The following is a 21,322-nucleotide window of genomic DNA, read 5'->3' on the forward strand; positions in this document are numbered from 1 at the left end:
CACGATGTTTGATCTTGCAATCGTTGGTGGCGGCCCGGGCGGGCTGATGAGCGCCTGGTATCTCAAACGCAAGCTCGGGGGCCTGTGCAAGGTCACCATCTTCGAAGCCTCCGACCGGCTCGGCGGCAAGATCGTCACCCAGAAATTCGAAACCGCGCCGGCGATGTACGAGGCCGGCGTCGCCGAGCTGTACGACTACTCGATGACGGGGCCGGATCCTTTGCGGGAGCTGGTGCAGCATTTCGGCCTGCAGACCATCCCGATGGACGCCGAGCAGGTGCAGCTCGACGGCGAGCTGCTCAACGACGTGCCCGGCATGCGCAAGAAGTACGGCGATAAGACCGCCGAGGCGATCCTGGCGTTCCGCAAAAAGTGCACCGAGCAGATCACGCCGACCGAGTATTACGAGGGCGTCGGCGCGCACGACAACGAGCACCCCTGGGCCTGGACCAATTGTGAGCAGTTGCTCGACAAGGAGATCGAGGACCCGACCGCCAAGCGCTTCTTCAAGGTAATGGCGCGGTCCGACATCGCCACCGAGAGCCACAACACCAACGGCCTCAACGCGCTCAAGAATTTCGTGATGGATATCGACGGCTATATCGGCCTGTATTCGATCCAGAACGGCAACGAGCAACTGATCGAGTGCCTGCGCTCGGAGATCGACGCCGAGATCCAGTTCAATCACCGTGTCCTCAAGGTCGGCAAGACCGAAAGCGGGCGCTATGAGCTGAACATGATGAACGGCAAGGGGCCGGAGACGCGCGACTTCGACCTCGTGCTGATGTGTCTGCCGCACAACTGGCTCGCCACGCTGAGCTGGGGCAACGAGCAGCTCCGCAAGGCGATGGTCAAGCACGTCGCCTATTTCGACCGCCCGGCGCACTATTTGCGGATCTCGCTGCTGTTCGATTCCCCGTTCTGGGGCGACAAGATCCCGGGCTCCTGGTTCATGTCGGAAGCGTTCGGCGGCTGCTGTGTCTACAATGAAGGTTCGCGCCACGACGTCGGCAAATACGGCGTGCTCAATTTCCTGGTCGCCGGCTCGGACGCGCTGGCGTTCTCCAATCTGACCGACAAGGAGCTGATCGAGCTGGCGCTGAAGTCGCTGCCGGCCTCGCTCGGCGACGTCCGCGGCCATTTCCTCGAAGGCAAGACCCATCGCTGGCTGTCGTCGGTGAACTGCATCCCGGGTGGCCTGCCGGTGCGCGACGTGATGACCAATCATCGCCCCGAGCCGAAGAACCATCCGGGCTTCGTCATCGTCGGCGACTATCTGTTCGACTCGACGCTGAATGGTCTGCTGGATTCCTCGGACGCCGCCACCGACATCATCGTCACCGAGACGATGAAGCTGCGCCGGGCTCGCGCCGCCGACGGCAAGCCGGTTTCCGACAAGATCGACCGCGACTATTTCGAGAACTATCGCAACCAGGGCCCGTATCGCGAGGTCTGGAGCAAGTTCACCGATCCGGACTATCTGATCCAGACCATCAAGACGGTGTGGGACACGCCGCACGGCTACAAGCTGCTGGTCGCCGGCTCCGCCAGCGGCGAGCTGGTCGGAGCACTGCGGCAGCGCGGCGTCGATGCTTACGGCGTCGAAAACAACCGCTTCATCCACGGCAAGACGCCGGAAGCACTGAAGCCCTACAACAAGCTGGGTTCGATCGCCGAGCTGCCGTTCGCGGACGAGGAATTCGACTTCGTGTTCGAGACCAGCCTGTGCCATGTCTCGGAGAACCGCGTGGTCAAGGCGATCCGCGAGCTGCACCGCGTCGCCCGCACCGGTCTGGTGTTCGGTTCGGTGACCAGCGACATGGATGCCGGCGTCATCGACCGCTACGACCTGCTGCGCGGCATCAAGAAACTCGGCACCTGGTGGGAGTGGTCGGAACTGTTCTTCTCCAACGGCTTCGACCTGTCGGTGAACCGCAACGATTGCGGCGACGTGCTGTGGGAGCTCGCGGTGAAGGCCGGGAAGGGCCCCGGCCACTGGTACAGCGACGCCGACAGCCTTCGCTATTCGTTTTTCGACAAGGTCGATGACGAGGATGACGACGACTGAGCATGAAGTCGTCGTGGACGGCTCCCGTTCGCTTGAGTAAATCCGGCGCCGTGGCTTGAACCAAGTCACGGCGCCGCTCATTGTAGTCGTGCGGTCCGGCCCCCCAACGGTTTTCGAGTCATGGCGCGTAAGCCCAATCCTCCTGCCAATCCGGCCCCAGCGCCGGCCGATAAGGCTGCCGCAACGCCGCCGGTCGACTCCGGTGCCGGCAGTCCGGCCGCCGCGAGTTCGGCTCCCGGTCCCGAAGGCGCCACCCCGGTCTCTCCGCTGGACGAGAAATTCGCGCTGCCGGTCGGCACTGCGGCTCCGGTGGTGCCGACCACCAAGCCGCCGGTGAAGCAGCTCATCGCCGACAAGACTCCTGCGGCTCCTGTGCCGGGCGGCAAAGATGCCGCAGACGCGGACGATGACGACGAGGATGAGGACGACGACGACGAGGAGGACGATGACGACGACGAGGAACTCGTCGTCTTCACCGCCCGCGAGGCCGCCGGCGCGTTCGCGACGATCGCCGGCTTCATCCGGCCGGTCGTCGTCAACTACAAGAAGATGCTGGCGTTCGTGGTGTTCGGCGTGGTCGTCGAGACGCTGTTCAACGTCATCATGCCGCTCAGCCTGAAGTTCCTGATCGACGATGCGCTCGGCGAGGAGGATTTCCGCGAGCTTTACAAGATCCTGTCGATCCTCGGCGTTGCCGGCGTCATCACCTCGATCGTGGCGGTGTGGTACGAGCGCTGGGACGCGCGGCTCGCCGCCGCGGTGGTGGCCGACGTTCGCACCAAGCTGTTCGAGCACGTCCAGCGCCTGCCGGCCGGCTATTTCGCCCGCACCAAGCGCGGCGAAATCCTGTCGCGGTTCTCGATCGACATGGCGGCGTTCGAAAGCGTGGTCGAGATCCTCGCCAACACCGCACTGCTGCCGTTCCTCGAGCTGATCGCCGGCATCATCCTGATGCTGTTCCTGAACTGGCAGCTCGCCGTGGTGGCGCTGCTGATCTTCCCGATCACCCTGATCGGGCCGCGCATCCTGACGCCGAAGGCGGTGCAGGCGAACTACGAGCAGAAGGTGCAGGAAGCCGGGCTGCTCGGCCTGGTGCAGGAAAATGTCGGCGCCCAGGCGGTCGTCAAGGCGTTCAGCCTGCAGCGCAAGATGTTCGGCTTCTTCTCGCTGCGCAATCACGCGACCCGGCAGAAGATGGCGCAGGCCACCTTCCTGACCTCGATGGTCGAGCGCAGCGTCACCGTCGCGGTGCTGATGCTGCATCTGTTGGTGCTGGCTCTCGGCGCCTATCTGGCAACCACCGGCCAGATCACGGTCGGCACCTTCGTCACCTTCGAAAGCGCATTCTGGGAGGTGTCGTACAACATCGCCCATCTGATGCAGTTCATCCCGGTGTCGATCCAGGCCGCCGCCGCGGTGCGCCACATGCAGGAGCTGCTCGACGAGAAGACCCCGATCGCCGACAAGCAGGGCGCAGCCGAGATGCCGCGCATCGTCGACAACATCGCGTTCGAGCGGGTGTCGTTCGCCTATGAGGGCGCCGAACGGCCGGTGATCGACAATCTCAGCCTGAAGCTGAAGGCCGGCAAGACCATCGCGATCGTCGGCCCGAGCGGTTCGGGCAAGAGCACGCTGCTCAACATGGTGCTGCGGCTGTACGACCCGAACGAAGGCCGGGTCTCGGTCGACGGCGTCGACATCCGCAACGTGACGCTGGATTCGCTGCGCCGGAGCATGGCCGTGGTGTTCCAGGAGAACATGCTGTTCAACATGTCGATCCGCGACAACATCCGGCTCGGTAAGGAAGGCGCCACCGATGCCGAGGTGGTGCAGGCGGCCAAGAAGGCGGAGATCCACCGCTTCATCATGAGCCTGCCGGAGAAATACGACACTGTGGTCGGCGAGCGCGGCGACACACTGTCCGGCGGCCAGCGCCAGCGCATCGCCATCGCCCGCGCCATCGTCCGCGATCCGTCGGTGCTGCTGCTCGACGAGGCGACCTCGGCGCTCGACCAGACCACAGAGGCGGCGATCAACAAGACGCTGATGAAGCTGGCGCGCGGCCGCACCATGATCTTCTCGACCCACCGTCTGACCTCGGTGGTCGATATGGACGAAATCGTCGTCGTCTCCGGCGGTCAGGCGATCGAGCGCGGCTCGCACCAGGAACTGCTCGCCAAGAACGGCGTGTATCGCAAGCTGTGGGACGACCAGAAGCGTCACGGCGCCGGCGACGATGATGACGACGACGATGAGGACGACGACGAGTGAGGCGCGGGGCGCCCGGCATCCCGCGGGACGCCGGCTTGTGCCTGGCTTGATTGCTCGGACTTGGTCCGCCGCTGATATCAGCGTGATCCGGAAGGCCCAGACCACCTCAATCGGCTAGGCGGCCGAGCACGTTCAACTCAGCGCGAAGTCCTTCGGCATCGGCGAGGTTGGCTTCGATCTCCGCGTGCAGCTTGCGCCAGATCGGCACCGCTGCGGCCAGCGTCTTGCGCCCTGCAGGCGTCAGCCGCAGCAGCCGCGCGCGCCGGTCCGAAGGATCGGTCAGAACTTCGAGCAGATTGCGCCGCTCCAGCGGCTTGAGGTTCGCCGTCAGCGTGGTGCGGTCCATCGCCAGCAGCGCGGCGACGCTGCCGAGCGAGGCGGGCTGCGGCCGGTTCAGCGACATCAGCAAAGAGAACTGACCGCTGGTGAGGCCGGCCGGCTTCAGCGCGAGATCGAACCGCCGCGCCAGCGCCCGCGCGGCGCGTTGGGCGTGCAGGCACAGGCAACTGTCGCGCACCAGCAGCGTGGTTTGGAAACTCGGTTCGGCCGACGGGCGCATCTGAGAACGGCTCTTGACAAGCGGGAAGCAATATAGGTTGATATCAACCTAACTGCTCGGGATCAAGCGTCGCCGCGCAGGCGGGGCGCGACATCGGTCGCGCCGAGTGAAACGGGGAGGAGTATCGGATGAAGATCGTGACCAGCCTGAGCTTCCAGGGGCAGTGCCGCGAGGCGTTCGAATTCTACGCCAAGATGCTGGGCGGGAAGATCACCGCGGCGCTTCCCTATAGCGACGCGCCGCCGGAGATGCCGATCACCGATCCGAAGTACAAGAGCTGGCTGATGCACTGCTGGCTCGAGGTCGGCGACCAGGCGCTGATGGGCGCCGACATGGACACCGCCTGGGCTCCGAACGTCGACAAGCCGAAGAACGGCTTCGATGTCACCTTGCACACGCCCGACAAGGCCCAGGCGCAGCGCTGGTACGAGCAACTGTCCGAAGGCGGCAAGCCGATGATGCCGTTCGCCGAGACGTTCTGGTCGCCGGGCTTCGGCACGCTGATCGACCGCTTCGGCATTCCCTGGATGATCAACACGGTGCCTGCTGCGGCCTGAGAGCGGCGCGAGCCTTTCAACGTGATTGCGAGCGAAGCGAAGCCATCCAGCTTCGCGCCTGAGCTGGATGGCTTCGTCGCTTCATACGGCAGGCTCACGCAGCCATCGCTTGCGCAACACGGAAGCAACCATGAACCAGTCCTATCGGTGGGTGATCGTGGCGGCCGGCGGCGTGCTCGGCTGCGTCGCTGTCGGCGCGATGTTCTCGCTGCCGGTGCTGCTGCGGCCGATGTCGCAGGACACCGGCTGGTCGGTCACCGGCATCTCCACCGCGATGACGATCGGTTTTCTGGCGATGGCCGCCGCCAGTATGCTGTGGGGCAATCTGTCGGACAGGTTCGGCCCGCGCCCCGTCGTGCTCACCGGATCGGTGGTGCTGGCCATCAGTCTTGCGCTCGCCAGCCGCGCGACGTCGTTGATCGAATTCCAACTGCTGTTCGGCGCGCTGGTCGGCGCTGCGACAGCCGCGGTGTTCGCTCCGATGATGGCCTGCGTCACCAGCTGGTTCGATACCGGGCGCGGCCTCGCCGTGTCGCTGGTCTCCGCCGGGATGGGGATGGCGCCGTTGACGATGGCGCCGCTGGCGGCGTGGCTGGTGACGATCCACGACTGGCGCGGCGCGATGCTGATCATCGCTGCGATCACCGCCGCGACGATGATCCCGGCCGCACTTCTGGTGCGGCGGCCGCCGGCGCTGGAGGCCGGCGGCGCGGAGGCGGCGCCCATCGGAGCCGACGACGAGATGACAGTCGGGCAGGCGGTGCGCTCGCCGCAATTCGTCACGCTGATGCTGGCCAATTTCTTCTGCTGCGCGACCCATTCCGGCCCGATCTTCCACACCGTCAGCTACGCGGTGACCTGCGGCATCCCGATGATCGCGGCGACCTCGATCTACAGCGTCGAGGGGCTGTCCGGAATGTTCGGCCGGATCGGCTTCGGGCTGGCCGGCGACCGCTTCGGCGCCCAGCGCGTGCTGGTCATCGGCCTTTTGGCGCAGGCGCTCGGCGTGCTCGCTTACGCCTTTGTCGGCGGGCTCGGCGGCTTCTACGCCGTCGCGGTCGCCGTCGGCTTCATCTACGCCGGCACCATGCCACTCTATGCGGTGATCATCCGCGAGAACTTTCCGCTGCGGATGATGGGCACGATCGTCGGCGGCACCGCGATGGCGGGCAGCCTCGGCATGTCCACCGGCCCGGTGCTGGGCGGGCTGATCTACGATGCCTATGGCAGCTACGCGCCGATGTACGTCGCCTCCTGCGGCATGGGGCTCGCCGCGATGCTGATCCTGGCGACGTTCCGACCGTTCCCGCCGCGGCGGGTGGCATTGGCGGTGGCGTAGGAGGGGCGAGGCCTCCCCGCGGGTGGTGCAAATGGGGATGTTACGACGGGTAAGCCGCGCCAGACGCCTGTTCTTCCCTCAGGGTAGTTCGATTGCCATAACTGTGCGCATGCGTCCGAGGTATTCGACTTCCTCGATTGGTTTCCACCCTAGCGCAGCGTAGTATGTTGGCAACGTGCCAGACGTGAAGAGATGGACGCGGCGAAATCCTAATTCAACAGCACGCGTCGTCAGTGCACGGATCAGCCTGATCCCGATCCCGTGCCCTCGCGCCGATTCGACCACGAAAAGCTGAGCCATCCACGGTGAAAGCTCGGGGCGTATCGTCATTTCACTCGCTAGCAAATTGACTGAGCCCATGTAAATTGGGCCGCGCCTGGCGACCAAAACTGATGGCAGTCGAGTTGATCGGGCTGCTTTCTTCAGGAAGTTCTCGTAATCGAGCTCAGTGTCGTGGCCGGTTAGCGCGCCCCAGTGCGCAAATTGAAGCGCGGCAATTGTAGTTACCAAATCGGGCCTATCGACCAAGTTCTCGATAAATGGATCGCTCATGACAAACTGAAGCCTGCTATTTGGCAGGCCAGCCTAGTGTTCAGTGACCCGGATTTCCATTCACGCATTCTTACATTCGTTGAGTTCTGTTTTTTCAGGGGCGGTCCTCTGCGTGGCGGCGGGATCCGGCGCGATCGTGCCGCGGGCGTCTTCGATCAAGCCGCTTTGGGCTCGGCGGTGGATCGCCATGCGCTATCGGCCAAGCTGCGCAAGAACCGGAGGCATCTGGTGTGGTCCGGCGACCCAGGTTCGCCGCTGCAAGCCTTGATGGCGCTGCTTCCGAGTGCGGGCGCGAGGCGGCGGGCTGTTGGATAGCAGAAGGTCGTCCGACCGGGGCGCAATCTGCGTAACGCTAGTTGTTCGACCGCTTTGAGATTGAAGCAGGCTAGCGGCCTTGCTTGCGTGAGAATGGGGCGGCTGCTTGTGACTCTAAGCGGACGTTCTCATCATGCGCTCCCATATGCTCGATTTGGCGGCCTGCCGGTCCAATATCTTGAGACCAAATAATTCTCTCTTTGTTCAAAATCGACGACGAGATGGTGTCGGTGCTACTTCTTGCTAATTGCGATCGTTAAAAGCCTATTTAATGGCGTGTGGCTCCCCCAATTGGTCTTTGCATTTTGCTTCTCAACCTTCGGCCATTTGCGCGAAGAGAAATAGATGGCGCTCTGAATGTAGGGGGAGGACGTAGTGTAAATGCCTTGTAAAGTGATCCTTCGGGAATGATCTCCATAACGTCCGACGAATATCGCCGCGACTGCCCGGAGCGTCTCGTGACGATTGGCGTCCTGAAGGATGTCAAGCGCGATCTTAACGGACGTATCGTTGTGCTCGTCCGCTTGAGAGAGCGCAGCAAGAATCCACATTTTCTGCCAGTCGGTCAGCTCCGAGTCCACTAGCAGGGCCAAGAGCGAATTCAGAACGCTCTCACATTTCAGGAATTTGGCAACGTAAGATGCATATATCTGGGCCATTGATGGGCGCTTCTTGAATGACTCCAGCACATGTTGAAGTGCGTGGTCTGATTCAGCTTTCGCAAGCAATGGTAGGCAGAACCGCTCAATGTTCTCCTCTTGCCCGAGATAAATTCCGATGGAATCGAAGAGCTGCTTCGTTGCCTCCAGACTAAGTTCGTCCTCTTCTTGGTCGTCTTCCTCTTCGTCGTCATCGTCCCATTCGGACTGAAATCCGTAGTCGGCGTCGAAGTCCTCATCGTTGAGTTGTTCCCGGATCTCTTCGACCGCTTCGTCGAACAGCTCCTGCAGATCCGGCTCCTCTGAATGAAGCTGATTTTTTGGAATGATCTTGCACTTCGCTTCATTCAGAACAAGATCGTAGCTGCGCAGACGGGGGATGAGCTGTCGCAGCAAGGTCTCAGCAGCTTCGACGCTCTCGATAAAAACGTACAGATCGTCGACGTAACGAGCTGCCAACACATCATTATCTTTTAAGAAACGATCGATTGGCTCCATGTAGAAATTTCCGAAGAGGTCTGATGGAAACATTCCCTGAAGTATTCCACGCGAAGAACGGTTGCTTGTGTAGCTGGTTAAGAGCGTTTCGAGTCGAGTCAGCAGCTCGCTCGGATATCCAGAGTCGTTTAGCACGTTGATCAACGTGTGAAGATTCATGGAGCCGAAGTAGTTGGCAACATCGATCTTGAGTATATATTTGATGCCCTGCTCCTGCGAATGCTTCACTAGGGCGCTCTGCAGCGCACTCCAGCAGGTCCTGGTAGGTGTGAACATCGCCGGGCTGTCCAGCGCCGCAAGTTGGTGACTAAACGAGCGTGAGTGGTCAGTCTTCTTCTCAACGATAGGGGCCGCTTGGTCTGCCAGAATCTGATAAAGTAATCGATCGTGGGGGAGAAGAATGCTTCCTGGTCGTGAAAAGCTAGGCCCCAGTCGTACAGGATGCGCAGCGACCTGTATGCGAAAGGACTTTGGGACTTCGATCGTGACAGGCAGGCCCGGGCTGTATGCGCCCTTGGATAACGCCGCCTTCACCTCCAAAATGAGTTCATCGCCTGCCTTTGCATAGATGAAGCCGATGTGGGGAGCGTAGATGAAGTCGGATCGAAGGTCGTGAATAATCCGCGTGAGCGCGAGTTGCCAATCGATCTTGGCCATAACCGCCCCGTCTAGGCCGAAAGGTATCTTATCTGACATGCTGACCGCTCCGTATCCGGGCAGGATGCGGCTCTGCTGGTTGCAATTCAACCCCTAGTTGGCGATGGGAGAGCTTGTATTCATGAACTGGCTGATGCGTCCTTATGGGAGAATGTCCGCTTGTGGCCCCTTGCAGCATCCGTCGCGCTCCCGCTTCGGTGCCGGTTCGAAGCGCAAGCGGACGTGCCCAATCAGCTCTTGGTCAGATGCAGCGGTGTCTGAACCAAAGGCTGATTGACCGGCTTCAGAATTGGCAGTGGCGTAAGAGAGGGCGACGGCTGCTGTGCCGGCAGCACAGCGGTCGCCGCTACGGCGACAGCGCCTCGATAATGCGGCAGTCGGCGACAGTGCCGCAGTCACACTGCGTGATCATGTGATTCAGCTCCCGGCGCAGCGCCTGCAGGTCTGAAATCTTGCGGTCGACTTCGGCCAGATGCTGCTTGGCGATCGTGTCGATGGCATCGCAGGAGCGTTCCCGCTCGTCAGACAGATCCAAAAGCGCGCGGATCTGGTCGAGCGAGAAGCCGAGGTCGCGGGCGCGGCGGATGAAGCTCAGCCGGTTGAGATGCTCCGCCGTGTAGGCGCGGTAGTTGCCCGGCGTGCGCGCCGGGGCCGACAGCAATCCGATCCGCTCGTAATACCGGATGGTTTCGACCTTGGTGTCGGTTTGACGCCCGAGATCCCCAATCGCGAGATGGCCGGCCTGCATGCCTTGACCCTGTAGTTGCTACAGGGTGCATATGGGGGCGTGACGAAGCTTTGTCGAGGTGATGCTGTGGCGACCGAGGCCTATAAAATTCGTGTGGAAGGCATGGACTGCGCCTCCTGCGCGCTCAAGATCGAGACCGCGATGCAGCGGCTGCCCGGCGTCGCGGACGTCCGTGTCAACTATTCGGCCGGTACTCTGGCGCTCCAGCTCGATCAGGATCGAACCCCGCCACAGATCATCGAGGAGCAGCTCCGATCGCTCGGTTATCAACCGCTGGCGGCTGCGTCGTCTCCGAACAGCGTCCCGGCCGTGCGGGAGCGCTCGCCTTGGTGGAAGGACGCGAAGCTGCGGTCCATCCTGATCACTGCCGCGATGTTTGTCTTGGCGTTCGCGCTGTCGCAGATCGTCCCGCCCCACGAACGGTGGTTCTATTCGGCGGCGGCCGTGGTCAGCCTGATCCCCATTGCCCGCCGGGCGTTGATGGGCGCCGTTGCGGGAGCCCCGTTCAGCATTGAAACGCTGATGACCGTTGCGGCGATCGGCGCAGTCATGATCGGTGAGGCCGAGGAAGCCGCCGTGGTCATCGTTCTGTTCAACGTTGGTGAGTGGCTGGAGACGTTTGCGGCGGGGCGCGCGCGCGCCGGGATCGAAGCGCTGATCGAGGTCGTGCCGCGCACCGCGTGGCGGCTTCGCGGTGGTTCGGGGGAGGTAGAGGAGGTTCCGGCTGCCGACCTGAAGATCGGCGACGTCGTGGTGGTGCGTGCCGGCGACCGCATCCCGTCGGACGGCAAGGTGATCGAAGGCCGTTCCGATGTGAACGAAGCACCGATCACCGGTGAATCCGTTCCGGTCGCCAAGGCGATCGGCGATCAGGTTTATGCCGGCAGCATCAACGCGAACGGCGAGCTGCGCATCGAGACGACAAGTGCTGCGGCCGACAACACGATCGCGCGCATCATCCATCTGGTCGAACAAGCGCAGGAGAGCAAAGCGCCGACGGAACGGATGATCGATCGTCTCAGCCGGTGGTACACGCCCGCCGCCATGCTGGTGGCGCTCCTGGTCATCATCGTGCCGCCGCTCGGCTTCGGCGAGGATTGGTCGACCTGGATTTATCGCGGACTCGCAACGCTGCTGATCGCGTGTCCGTGCGCTCTGGTGATTTCGACGCCGGCCGCGATTGCGTCCGGGCTTGCGGTGGGGGCTCGCAAAGGGCTGCTCATCAAGGGCGGCGCGGTGCTGGAGACGCTGGGCAAGGTGAAGACCGTCGCCTTCGACAAGACCGGCACGCTGACGCTGGGACAGCCTCAGGTGACCGACGTGGTTGCCGTCGTCGGCCAGGACGACGCTGTGCTGGCGCGCGCCGCGGCCGTCGAAGGCAACACCAGTCACCCGATCGGACAGGCGATCGTCCGCGCCGCGAAGGCGCGCGGATTGCAGCTGCCCGTCGTGTTCGGCGGGAGTCAGGCGGTGCCGGGCAAGGCGATCTCCGCGCGTTTCAAGGACGGCTTTGCTTGCGTCGGATCTCCGCGCTTTGCCGCCGAGCGGACCACGATCCCGCCGGAGCTTGCGACGACGATTTCCAGCCTCGAGCACGAGGGCAAGACGGTTGTCGTGCTCATTTCCGGAAAGACCTGCGAGGGCGTCATTGCGCTGCGCGACGAGCCGCGTCCGGATGCGGCAGGCGCCATGCAGCAACTGACCTCCAAAGGCATCGCGGTGGTGATGCTGACCGGCGACAACGCACGAACCGCTCGGGCGATCGCCGGCCAACTCGGCATGGAGTCCCGCGCGGAGCTTTTGCCCGACGCCAAGCTCGCCGAGATCAGCCGCCTGAAGGACGTATCCCCGGTGGCAATGGTCGGCGACGGCATCAATGATGCGCCGGCGCTCGCGGCTGCGTCCGTCGGCATCGCCATGGGGGGAGGAACGGACGTTGCGCTGGAGACCGCCGATGCGGTGCTGCTGAACGACCGCACCCGCGGCGTCGTGGAATTGATTGCGCTGTCGCAGGCGACGCTCGGCAACATCTGGCAGAACATCTCGATCGCGCTCGGGCTGAAAGCGGTGTTCCTCGCCACCAGCCTGCTCGGCGTGACGACGTTGTGGATGGCGATCCTCGCCGACACCGGCGCCACCGTCCTGGTCACCGCGAACGCCCTTAGACTGCTGCGGTGGCGGGCGTCGGAGTCATGATGCCGGATGAGGGGCGGTTGGCTCGGCGTCGCGGCAGAGCCAGGCTGTGCTGATCGCCAGCAGCAGGGTGGAAGCGGCGCTGGCCCAGGCCATGCTGTCCCAGCCGGCCCAGGTGCCGGTGCCGAGAAGGCGAATGGCGACCGGCCCGATGATCTGCCCCACGGCGAACGCCACCGTCATCCGCGCCAGCAGCGGCGTCGGATTGGCGGGACGCAGCTCGCGGGCAAGCTGAAGTCCGGCCATCGTCGCGACCATGAAAGTGCCGCCGACCAGCACGGCGGAGGCGGCGAGGGACCACAGCGCGTGGCTGATCAGCGGCAGCGCCGTGCCGACCGCCATCGTCCCTTGGGCCAGCGCCCACACCCGCCGCCGCGGCCAGCCGTGGAGGCGATGAGCCGCCAGCGCCACCGACACCGCGGCGGCCAGCCCGAACAGCGGCCAGGTGATGCCGAACACCAACGGGTTCGCGGTCAACTCCCGCGCCATCGCCGGCAGGAAGGTGGCCGGAATGATGTAGCCGAAGCCGAAGACGCCGTAACACGCCACGATGCCCCACTGACGATCCGCACGCTTCGTCGTGAGTTGCGCGTGCGCAGGCGTGACTGCCGCCGGCGGCGCGCTGGTGCGGCGTCCGAGGCCGGCGGCGACGATGATCGTGCCGAGCGTCGTGATCGTTCCGAGTTCGAGCCACAGCGCGGACGCCGTCTGCTGCCCGCCGAGCCAGGCGATCGTCCCGGCCAGCGCGATGCCGAGGCCGACGCCGCAATAGATCCAGGCGCCGAGCTGCGCGCTGTGGCGCCGCGCGAGTTCAGTGAGGCACCAGCTGCTGGCGCACACCAGCGCCCATGCGCTGCAAACCCCGGACACCGCGCGCAGCACGGCGCCGACAAGCTCCATCGAGCCGCGATCGATCCACGCCGGCGCCATCGTCGACAGCACGATGCCGATCAGGGACAAGCGCAGGCCGCGCTGCGGATGGCCGGCAAAGATCGAGGCGGTCAGCGCGCCCACAAGATAGCCGGCGTAGTTCGCCGCCGCCCATTCGGCGCCGGCGGCGGCACTCAAGGTGCCGTCGCGCATCATCAGCGGCAACAGCGGCGTGAACGCGAACCGGCCGATCCCCATCGCGGCGGCGAGCGCCACGGTGCCGCTTGTGACGATCAGCCAGGTCGGCGGATGAGGGGCGGCAGCTTCGACGGAAGTGCGGTGCATCAGGTTGCCCGATCAAGCCAAGTGGGGCGTCGACACCACCAGATCGGGCCAGCATTGAAAACTGAATTATTCTGAACTACCGTTCTCGATATGAGAATGATGGACCTCGACGACCTCGAGATCTTCCGCGCCGTCGTCAGGGAGGGCGGGGTCACCCGCGCGGCGGACCGGCTGCACCGGGTGCCGTCCAACGTCACCACCCGCATCAAGCAGCTCGAGGAGCGGATCGGGCACAGCCTGTTTCGCCGGCAGGGGCGCGGTCTGGTTCTCACCGATGTCGGCCGCACCCTACTGAGCCACGCCGAACGTCTGCTGCAATTGGCCGATGCCGCCGAGCAGGAGTTGCGCAGCGGCAAGGCGAGGGGCGTGCTGCGGCTGGGGTCTCTGGAAAGCGCAGCCGGGGTGCGGCTGCCGCCGCTGCTGTCGCGCTTTCATGCGCGTTACCCCGATATCGCGATCCAGATGACGACCGACACCACCGCCGCGCTGCTTCGGCAGTTGGAGCGGTTCGAGATCGACGCCGCCTTCGTCTCAGAGCCGTTCGAGCCGGGACGTTTCACCTCGGTCGCGGCGTTCGACGAAGAACTGGTGCTGATCACCGCCAAGGGCGACCGCCCGCTGCGCCGCTCCGCCGACCTCGGCGGCAAGACCGTGGTGGCGTTTCCGCACGGCTGCTCCTACCGCCGGCGCCTGATGGAATGGTTGGCATCGGAAGGCGTATCACCCGACCGTATTCTCGACCTCGGCTCGTATCACGCCATCGTCGCCTGCGTCGCGGCCGGCTCCGGCATCGCCATCGTGCCCGCAGGCGTACTCGATCACGCCGCTTTGGGCATGGCGGTGGATCGCCATGCACTACCGGCCAAACTGCGAAACAACCGGACGCATCTGGTCTGGTCCGGCGAGCCCGGCTCGCCGCTGCAAGCCTTGATGGCTCTGCTTCCGAATGCGGGCGTGAGGCGGCGGCGCGGTGGATAGCAGGGGGGCGTTTGAGCGGGCACTATCTGCGTGACGCTGGTCTTTCGACCGCTTTGAGATTGAAGCCGGCGTGCAGCCTTGCCTGCGTAAGAGTGGGGGTGCTTGTGAGCCTGAGAGGACATGACGTGTTTAGCCATATCGACGCGTTGAGTAGAAGTTAGCCTGCTTTCCTCAACCGGAGATGCACTTGTATCATCGGTCGGCGAAACTGCGGCTTGCTATATCCCGGATTGCGGGGGGTGGGGCATTGTTTTGCGTCCGATGTGGTATCGCGTCGGCGATATGAAGTAGAATCGACTTGAACGGTGCTGTCGTAGGCTTAGTCGCAAGCGGCATTTGTGCCGTGGCGGCCGGCCTTCCACCTCAGCATGATCTCCAAAGCGCAGCGCTGGTCTTGAACCTTTCAGACCGTAGAGATCTGGTCAAGATTCCACTATTCGAGCTGCCTCCTCAGAGCAACTAATGGATGCGGCGGGCTTGCAATGCAAGTATTTCCGCTTAAACTAGCCTGCCGTGCTTATCAGCATGGCAACGATCGGGCGTGAAAGTCTCGTTTTCATGTGAGGAACGGCGCATGGCTTTTTAGCGCGGACGCATATTCAGATTCACTCCGCTCGCGGTGATCCTGATCAAGCAAGGGGATGCAGCATTGCTGAGTTGGTTGGGAGGCTCGCCGAGGTCGACGAAGTTGTTCCGGCGAAGTGTCTGCCGTTCCATGCGTCTAGACTTTTCTGACTTGAGGGTGAGTATCTACGTGGGGTCGGCGCGGTGGCGCTTCTTCGCAAAGCTATCCGGGCATGGTCAACCTGTCACCGACCCGCAATCGGGGAGCGCTACGCTTTTAGTGACGTGAGAGACGGGATGCACGGACGCATTGGTCTTTATTGCTCCGCGACCCGGCTATGGAGTTGGAGAGAACTGGGTGGAGAATCCGAACAAATTACGGCGCAGCATATCGCAAGAGCTCTTGGAACTGCGTGTATTCGGATTTATCCCGGCGAGGATGGAAGTTTAGAGTTCCAAGCGTATGAATAGCAAAATAAAGCGACCCACGCGTTAACGCTTGTTCATCAACAAGCAAGGGGATCTGGGAATATGGAAACGTTCAGAAGCGTGCTCTGCAGCTGGCCCAGCCGCAAGTCGGTATACTTCAAGTATGCCTTCGCCCTCTTTGTAGCGCAAATCGGAAGTGGTTTTGCTCATGCTGAGATTGTCGGGGATCCCGGTGACGACTGGCGCCTTAACTTGAACGCTCAATTCAGCGCGCCTGGTCCTCACCAGTCGAGGCAGGACCACCACCTCTACCGCATCGATTTCAAATGCAAAGCGACGGCTGCGCTTCCGATGAAGAAGGTCGTCGATTTATTAGTCATGCGGTCTGTAACGACAAGCCACTCGGTTATCATTAGTAAAGACTATGTTGCTCCGGATGCCTCCGGAAAATTGAAGATTCCTGAAAAACCTCTCAGCTTGCTTACGCCGTATGCAGTCAATGCTCAGAATATTTCAGATAACCGGGCCATCTGTCCGAAGGTGCCGATTATCGTTTCCGGTACACAGCCGATCTATATTGTCGCGATGGTCAACTATTCGACCACTAACGCGCCCGGCGCAATCATCAAGATTGGCTACTCCATCGCCAAGCTGATCCCTGCCTTGTGGTCTGTTTTCGAACCAGCTGCAATGCCGGCGAGTATTGGCAATAAGCTGTCCGGCGTCGGCGACACGAAGGGGCCGATGGAAGATATTCTTTCGACGTTCAACGACGATAAGAGCTTTGGGAAAGGTTTCGATCTCGACGTCGGACGGTATCTTGTGAAGACTGATTACAATGAGATCGAAGTCACGGTAGCCAAGCTCGACTCGGTTGTGTTGGCAAAGCCAAGTTCTTTGCAGGAGACCTTTCGGACACAGATTCGAGCTGCGCCGGATCAGATCAAGCCCGACAGTGTTGGATCGACTTGCGCCAATGTTGCTGGCGCCTTGAAAGACGCGGGATTTTCGGAGGGCGAGGATATACCTTACGCGCTCGTCAATTTGGCGAGCCGCCTCGGTAGCAAGCCGAAACTAATAGAATGCTTGGAGGCTACCGGTACGACCGATACTGCACTCAAGCTTGGGCCCGTACTTTGGAAGTGGATTATCAAAAAGCTTGTGATTACGGATGATGACCTAGCCAACATTCAGCCATCATCATTCGCCGATGCCAAGCGTCGAATTTACAACTTCATTGTCGCATTATCGCGGATAACCAAGGGAGATACGGCCCGCGCCGCAGAGGGAGTGGCACAACTTAAGATGATTACGACCGAAAAGGTGAATCTTGTAGATACGATTGATGACCTTTTAGGCGGTTCTGGGAGCCTTCAGCCCAATGAATTGGCGCAGCGCCTTGTCAGCAAAGGTTATCTCCGCTTCGGCTGCATGGCGCCGGTGGGAGATAAGAACGGGGCTGGCATGTCGAACGGCGTGGGCTCATTCCTGATGATCAGGGCGTCAGCCGACGTAAACTCTGCGAAACTCGCAGATGCGCTACCTGTGCACGTCGTGTTCAAGCGCGGGCTGATCTCAAGCATACTCGCATTTCAAGAGCCTGGTTGGGTGAAGACGAACCTGGACGCCAATGAAGGTAACTGCAATGGCTTTAGGGTGATCGATGGTGCAGTGGCCGAAAGCAGTGGAGGTCGTCTGCTCGCTACTCAATAGGGTTGCCGGTTTGTAGACGGATTCGGTTGTCCGTCGCACCCGAGCCGCTCCGCGGAAGCGCTTCGGCGGCTTCACATCTTCGAATGGAGATCATGGTTCTATCACCGGCAAATCGTTCTGCAATCAAGCCCATGTTCGACAAAGGGGCTCATCTCGTTCTTATGGGCGACTCTTCGGTTCGATCTGCGCGTCACGCCGGAGTTAGGTTTAAGTTGCTGAGAGGGCGACAAATTCGCTATGAGGGATAAGGTGTCGCGATGTCCGCTACTGACCCATCGCAGCATCCGTCGCCCGCTTTGGTGCCGGCGCTAAGCGCAAGCTGAGGTGACCTGTCCGGCTCTTCATTATATGCGGCGGCGTCTGAACCAAAGGCGGATCGGCCGGCGTCGCTGTCCACGATACCTGCGCGGTGATGCAGAATAGGTGGTTGTCGGTGTCGTCGATCTTGCAATGATCGAGCGTAGCCAGTCTCGGCGTGGCGACCGGCTCGGTGCTCGCCGCGCTGATCAGCGATTGCGCTGGCAGCTAAGTGGCGGTCATTCTTGCTTCCGGCGCCGCGGCCCAACGCCGCGATGCCGAGCCGCGCGGCGTTCGGGTCTGTCGCTCCGCCCGCTGGCGTCACTCGATCCGCACGGTGAATTCGTTGCCGCGGCCTTGGTCGATGTCGAGGGAGCGGGAGAAATAGCCATTGGCGGGGGCGCGGACGTAATCGAGATAGTCCTGCGCAAAGGCGTTCTCGCCGAGGATGACGGCGCCGGGTGCCAGCCGCGGCTCGATCAGTTTGAGCACGGGCAGGTACAGCGAGAACGCGCCGTCGATCGAGAGAACATCGACGTCGCCGCCGACGTCTTTCAGCGTGTCGAGCGCATCGCCCTCGCGGATCTCCACCAGGTCGGCCAGCCCCGCCGCTTCGAGGTGAGCCCGCGCTCGCGCGACCTTGGTGGGCTCGATCTCGGAGCCGATCAGCCGGCCGCCGCCATTGTCGCGCAGCGCAGCCGCGAGGTAGATCGTCGAGATCCCCATCGAGGTGCCGAACTCGACGATCCGGGTCGCCCTGCGGGCGCGCGCGATCGCGTACAGGAAGCGGCCATAGGTTGGAGAAATCGCCAGAAAATGGTCGGCGTGCTCTCGATACGTGGTTCGATAGTTGAGACGTTCCTCATCGACAAATCTGGCGGCCAAGTCCTTCAGCGTTTCACCGGACCTTTCGGCCTGCGCCATCATCTCGGCCACCAGGGTGCGATCCGCGGCCTCGGCCTCGGCGTGGAGTTTGTCGAGCGTCGCTGCGACGCGCTTGCTGCTCAGCGATGTCATGCAAGTCCCTTTCGGTCATGCCGAGACCGGTTCGGCCTCGGCTGTCCGGGTGAGTAAAGGGAGGCGGCATTGGCGTCATTACGCAGCTTAGACAGATTGTTATCCGTTCACGCCAAGCGGCGCGGTAGGCTGGCCCATGCCCATTCTCACCGACAGCTCCACTGCGGCCGACTGGACCGAACCCGACGAGGTCGCGCGGCCGGTCGTGGCCTATGGCATGGCATCGGAGATGATCGGCTCGTTCGAGATCGATCTGCACTGCCATGCCAAGGCGCAGATCCTGCTGGTGCAGCGCGGTGCACTGAGTTGCCGGGTGGACGGCGGATTGTGGATCGTGCCGCCGCGCAGCGCGGTCTGGATCCCAGGCGGCACGCTGCATGCGATCACCGCGACCGGCAGGCTCGAAGGCTATGCGGCGTTCGTCGCCGCTGGCATCGATGTGGGACTGCCGCAGCGCTGCTGCACCGTCTCGGTGACGCCGCTGCTGCGTGAACTGCTGTTCCGCGCCGCGAGGCTGCCGCTGCTGTACCACGAGGGCGGGGCGAGTTCGCGTCTGATCGCGGTGCTGCTCGACGAGATCGCGGTTGCCAGGATCGAGGATCTGCATCTGCCGATGCCGTCCGATCCGCGGCTGCGCGCGTTGGCCGACCTGATGATGGCGGCGCCCGCCGATCGCGGCTCGCTGCAGGGCTGGGCAGCGCGCGCCGGCCTCAGCGAGCGGACGCTGGGGCGGCTGATCAGCCGCGAAACCGGGATGAGCTTCGGCCGCTGGCGCCAGCAGCTCGGCGTCATGCTCGCGGTGCAGTGGCTGGCCGGCGGCGCCTCGATCCAGCAGGTCGCCGCCGATCTGGGTTACGAAAGCGTGCCGAGCTTCGTCACCATGTTCCGCAAGACACTCGGCACGTCGCCGGGCAGATACATGGCGGAACGCCATGCCGGCGCCCGAGTCACTTGCTGCTCAGATACAGCGGCGTCCGCACCGTGAGCTGATAGGCCGGCTTCGGCGTCCACGACACCTGTGCGGTGATGCCGAACAGGCGGTTGTCGTTGTCGTCCATCTGGTCGAGGTCGATCCGCAGGATCGGTTGGGTGAAGGGCGCGATCGGGGTGAAGCGCAGCAGCTCGGCGCCGCCGAACGACTGCAGGCCGGCGCGCCCCGTCAGCTTCCAGTTGCTCTCCCACTGGTAATAGCCGCCGAGCCAGCCGACCGTATTCGGATGGATTTCGGCGCGGTCGGCGTCGATCGCCGTGGTGGTGAACTGCACGCCGGCGAGCACGCCGCGGGTCTCGTCGGCGTCGAACGCGTAGGACGCCTCCAGCACGGTGTTGAGCGAGGTGGTGGCGAGCGGTCCGCTCGGCACCGAGCGGGTGAGGGTGGTCTGGAGTGTCAGGCTCGGCAGCGATCCGCCGTCCTGGCGATAGAGGTCGGCCTGGACGCCGACGTTCCAACTGGTGATGTCGACCGAGCTCCAGCCTGATCCGCCGTTGCTGGTGGTGGCGCTGAAGCCGCCATACAGCGAGACGCGGTCGTTGACGTCGATGGTCAGCGGCACGTCGAGTTCCGCGCTCTGGCTCGCCGGCAGCGTCGGCACCTGCAGCGGCGGCAGCGCCGCCAGCTCGCGCAGGCGCGACAGCACCGCGAGGGTCGGGCTGGAAAAGCCGATCGACAGCACGCCGGCCGGGGTGCGGCCGTAGCTGGTGCGGAGGTCGAGGTAGATATTGGGGTAGGTCTGGGCCGGCGCGTCGTCGTCATCCGCGTCGGCCGCGCGTGCGGGCAGGGCGAGGAGCTGCAGCGAGACCACGGCTGCGGCGATCGCCGCCATCCGGCGTCGCGGCACCGCCCGATCTCGCCCCGAACCCGCCATCTCGTTCCCACGCCTCTGCGGCTGGCCGACCACGTCGCCCGCTCGGCACTTAGCCACAGCGGTTCCGCCGCCGGCAATCAGGATCGACCGGCTTCTGTGGATCGCGCCGCCACCGGACGCGATCGTCCTTGAATCGGGCGGCGGTCGTTGGTCGAATAGGTCCAGTCTCAAAGAGGTGTTTTAATACCGTATTGTGCGGCGACGCGCAGGGAGTTCCGGTCTGTGCCGAATCGAGACGGCGGGCAGCGGTCGATTCTCCCCCGACTCGGGGCCGGAATCGGTTGGGCGACACCTGACGATTCTATGAATCCTGCCCGGCGGACCCCGGATCGGGCCGCTGCGGACTACGCCCGGAGTCGGAAATCGGGGTCCCGGCGCGATCCTGCCGCAAGGCGATAACGCCCCATTCCATCGGCATTTCATGCCGGTCGGACAGAGTGCGAAAAGTCGTCGCCGAACCGTCATCTGGTAGCGGTTTTGCCTTGACTTGGGGGGTGTGCGCCGATACAACCCGCCCACTTCAAGACAGGCGGTGAGCGTCGCCAACGTCGGAACGGACAACCCGGGCCGTCCTTTCAAGGACTTACGGGCACCACCCTCGACCCAAGACGCTCAAACGCTGTCGACATAAGCCAGGCAATGCCAGGACATTGAGCGTTCTTTCGAGGCTCTTTCTCGTCGGGACGGTTTTGGAAGCATGACCTCGGTAAGAACCGGTCAGTGGAAACTGCCCGGTCTTTGCTGCGGTCCTCTGTTGCGTGGAAGCGCTTTCCGCTCAGCGATGGGCGGCTGGCGCGATTTCGCTTTGCGTGATCGGGCATTGGTTCG

Annotated in this window: 15 protein-coding genes; 8 read left to right on the forward strand and 7 right to left on the reverse strand. The window is 63.0% G+C overall.

Going from position 1 to position 21,322, the window contains the following annotated elements; all coding sequences use genetic code 11:
• Positions 1–4 precede the first annotated feature (4 nt).
• A complete protein-coding gene (locus tag DY468_RS08685; protein WP_164604288.1) occupies positions 5–2,068 on the forward strand; it encodes an FAD-dependent oxidoreductase in 2,064 nt (687 codons plus the stop codon).
• Between the two features lie 120 nt (positions 2,069–2,188).
• A complete protein-coding gene (locus DY468_RS08690) occupies positions 2,189–4,339 on the forward strand; it encodes an ABC transporter ATP-binding protein (protein ID WP_164604290.1) in 2,151 nt (716 codons plus the stop codon).
• A 106-nt stretch (positions 4,340–4,445) separates the two neighbouring features.
• On the opposite strand, the gene DY468_RS08695 is transcribed toward DY468_RS08690, so the two are convergent.
• Complete coding sequence (locus DY468_RS08695) at positions 4,446–4,898, reverse strand: MarR family winged helix-turn-helix transcriptional regulator (RefSeq protein ID WP_164604292.1); 453 nt, start codon at positions 4,896–4,898, stop codon at positions 4,446–4,448.
• A 128-nt stretch (positions 4,899–5,026) separates the two neighbouring features.
• Between DY468_RS08695 and DY468_RS08700 the strand changes: the two genes are divergently transcribed.
• Positions 5,027–5,455 carry a VOC family protein gene (locus DY468_RS08700; protein WP_164604295.1) on the forward strand — a complete coding sequence of 143 codons (429 nt, stop codon included), beginning with the start codon at positions 5,027–5,029 and terminating at the stop codon, positions 5,453–5,455.
• 130 nt (positions 5,456–5,585) lie between these two features.
• Positions 5,586–6,794, forward strand: a complete 1,209-nt coding sequence (locus DY468_RS08705; RefSeq protein ID WP_164604298.1) for an MFS transporter — start codon at positions 5,586–5,588, stop codon at positions 6,792–6,794.
• Between the two features lie 78 nt (positions 6,795–6,872).
• Here DY468_RS08705 and DY468_RS08710 read toward each other — a convergent pair whose 3' ends face one another.
• From DY468_RS08710 to DY468_RS08720, 3 genes are all read right to left on the reverse strand, one after another.
• Positions 6,873–7,346, reverse strand: coding sequence for a GNAT family N-acetyltransferase (locus tag DY468_RS08710; RefSeq protein ID WP_164604301.1), 474 nt, complete (start codon positions 7,344–7,346; stop codon positions 6,873–6,875).
• A 548-nt stretch (positions 7,347–7,894) separates the two neighbouring features.
• Positions 7,895–9,514: an RNA-directed DNA polymerase gene (locus DY468_RS08715; RefSeq protein ID WP_164604312.1), complete on the reverse strand. Its 1,620-nt coding sequence runs from the start codon at positions 9,512–9,514 to the stop codon at positions 7,895–7,897.
• Between the two features lie 307 nt (positions 9,515–9,821).
• The gene (locus tag DY468_RS08720) at positions 9,822–10,223 is read right to left on the reverse strand and encodes a MerR family transcriptional regulator (RefSeq protein ID WP_164604315.1); all 402 of its coding nucleotides are present in this window, start codon (positions 10,221–10,223) and stop codon (positions 9,822–9,824) included.
• Positions 10,224–10,289: 66 nt separating this feature from the next.
• Between DY468_RS08720 and DY468_RS08725 the strand changes: the two genes are divergently transcribed.
• Positions 10,290–12,419 (forward strand): heavy metal translocating P-type ATPase, encoded by a 2,130-nt coding sequence (locus tag DY468_RS08725; RefSeq protein ID WP_164604318.1) that lies wholly within the window; start codon positions 10,290–10,292, stop codon positions 12,417–12,419.
• On the opposite strand, the gene DY468_RS08730 is transcribed toward DY468_RS08725, so the two are convergent.
• Positions 12,414–13,631 carry a YbfB/YjiJ family MFS transporter gene (locus DY468_RS08730; protein ID WP_205512145.1) on the reverse strand — a complete coding sequence of 406 codons (1,218 nt, stop codon included), beginning with the start codon at positions 13,629–13,631 and terminating at the stop codon, positions 12,414–12,416. The two genes, DY468_RS08725 and DY468_RS08730, sit on opposite strands and share 6 nt — an antisense overlap.
• 96 nt (positions 13,632–13,727) lie before the next feature.
• Between DY468_RS08730 and DY468_RS08735 the strand changes: the two genes are divergently transcribed.
• Both DY468_RS08735 and DY468_RS08740 read left to right on the forward strand, forming a co-directional pair.
• Positions 13,728–14,609, forward strand: a complete 882-nt coding sequence (locus DY468_RS08735; protein WP_246700927.1) for a LysR family transcriptional regulator — start codon at positions 13,728–13,730, stop codon at positions 14,607–14,609.
• 1,095 nt (positions 14,610–15,704) lie between these two features.
• Positions 15,705–17,315: a hypothetical protein gene (locus DY468_RS08740; protein ID WP_164604323.1), complete on the forward strand. Its 1,611-nt coding sequence runs from the start codon at positions 15,705–15,707 to the stop codon at positions 17,313–17,315.
• 618 nt (positions 17,316–17,933) lie between these two features.
• Here the strand turns inward: DY468_RS08740 and DY468_RS08745 are convergent.
• Positions 17,934–18,629: an O-methyltransferase gene (locus DY468_RS08745; protein WP_164604325.1), complete on the reverse strand. Its 696-nt coding sequence runs from the start codon at positions 18,627–18,629 to the stop codon at positions 17,934–17,936.
• Positions 18,630–18,765: 136 nt separating this feature from the next.
• Here DY468_RS08745 and DY468_RS08750 point away from each other — a divergent pair, with 136 nt between their 5' ends.
• The gene (locus DY468_RS08750) at positions 18,766–19,614 is read left to right on the forward strand and encodes an AraC family transcriptional regulator (RefSeq protein ID WP_164604329.1); all 849 of its coding nucleotides are present in this window, start codon (positions 18,766–18,768) and stop codon (positions 19,612–19,614) included.
• Here the strand turns inward: DY468_RS08750 and DY468_RS08755 are convergent.
• Entirely contained in the window at positions 19,577–20,494 is a 918-nt protein-coding gene (locus DY468_RS08755) for a hypothetical protein (protein ID WP_164604332.1), read from the reverse strand. The two genes, DY468_RS08750 and DY468_RS08755, sit on opposite strands and share 38 nt — an antisense overlap.
• Positions 20,495–21,322: the final 828 nt, after the last annotated feature.

The organism is Rhodopseudomonas sp. BR0M22, assembly GCF_010907035.1.
Classification (GTDB): Bacteria; Pseudomonadota; Alphaproteobacteria; order Rhizobiales; family Xanthobacteraceae; genus Rhodopseudomonas.

Excerpts from the sequence above, each read along its gene's own strand:
- DY468_RS08695 (WP_164604292.1), bottom strand. The coding sequence starts at position 4,898 with ATGCGCCCGTCGGCCGAACCGAGTTTCCAAACCACGCTGCTGGTGCGC.
- DY468_RS08690 (WP_164604290.1), top strand. The coding sequence starts at position 2,189 with ATGGCGCGTAAGCCCAATCCTCCTGCCAATCCGGCCCCAGCGCCGGCC.
- DY468_RS08730 (WP_205512145.1), bottom strand. The coding sequence starts at position 13,631 with ATGCACCGCACTTCCGTCGAAGCTGCCGCCCCTCATCCGCCGACCTGG.
- DY468_RS08750 (WP_164604329.1), top strand. The coding sequence starts at position 18,766 with ATGCCCATTCTCACCGACAGCTCCACTGCGGCCGACTGGACCGAACCC.
- DY468_RS08720 (WP_164604315.1), bottom strand. The coding sequence starts at position 10,223 with ATGCAGGCCGGCCATCTCGCGATTGGGGATCTCGGGCGTCAAACCGAC.
- DY468_RS08735 (WP_246700927.1), top strand. The coding sequence starts at position 13,728 with ATGATGGACCTCGACGACCTCGAGATCTTCCGCGCCGTCGTCAGGGAG.
- DY468_RS08705 (WP_164604298.1), top strand. The coding sequence starts at position 5,586 with ATGAACCAGTCCTATCGGTGGGTGATCGTGGCGGCCGGCGGCGTGCTC.
- DY468_RS08755 (WP_164604332.1), bottom strand. The coding sequence starts at position 20,494 with ATGGCGGGTTCGGGGCGAGATCGGGCGGTGCCGCGACGCCGGATGGCG.
- DY468_RS08740 (WP_164604323.1), top strand. The coding sequence starts at position 15,705 with ATGGAAACGTTCAGAAGCGTGCTCTGCAGCTGGCCCAGCCGCAAGTCG.
- DY468_RS08685 (WP_164604288.1), top strand. The coding sequence starts at position 5 with ATGTTTGATCTTGCAATCGTTGGTGGCGGCCCGGGCGGGCTGATGAGC.
- DY468_RS08715 (WP_164604312.1), bottom strand. The coding sequence starts at position 9,514 with ATGTCAGATAAGATACCTTTCGGCCTAGACGGGGCGGTTATGGCCAAG.
- DY468_RS08700 (WP_164604295.1), top strand. The coding sequence starts at position 5,027 with ATGAAGATCGTGACCAGCCTGAGCTTCCAGGGGCAGTGCCGCGAGGCG.
- DY468_RS08710 (WP_164604301.1), bottom strand. The coding sequence starts at position 7,346 with ATGAGCGATCCATTTATCGAGAACTTGGTCGATAGGCCCGATTTGGTA.
- DY468_RS08745 (WP_164604325.1), bottom strand. The coding sequence starts at position 18,629 with ATGACATCGCTGAGCAGCAAGCGCGTCGCAGCGACGCTCGACAAACTC.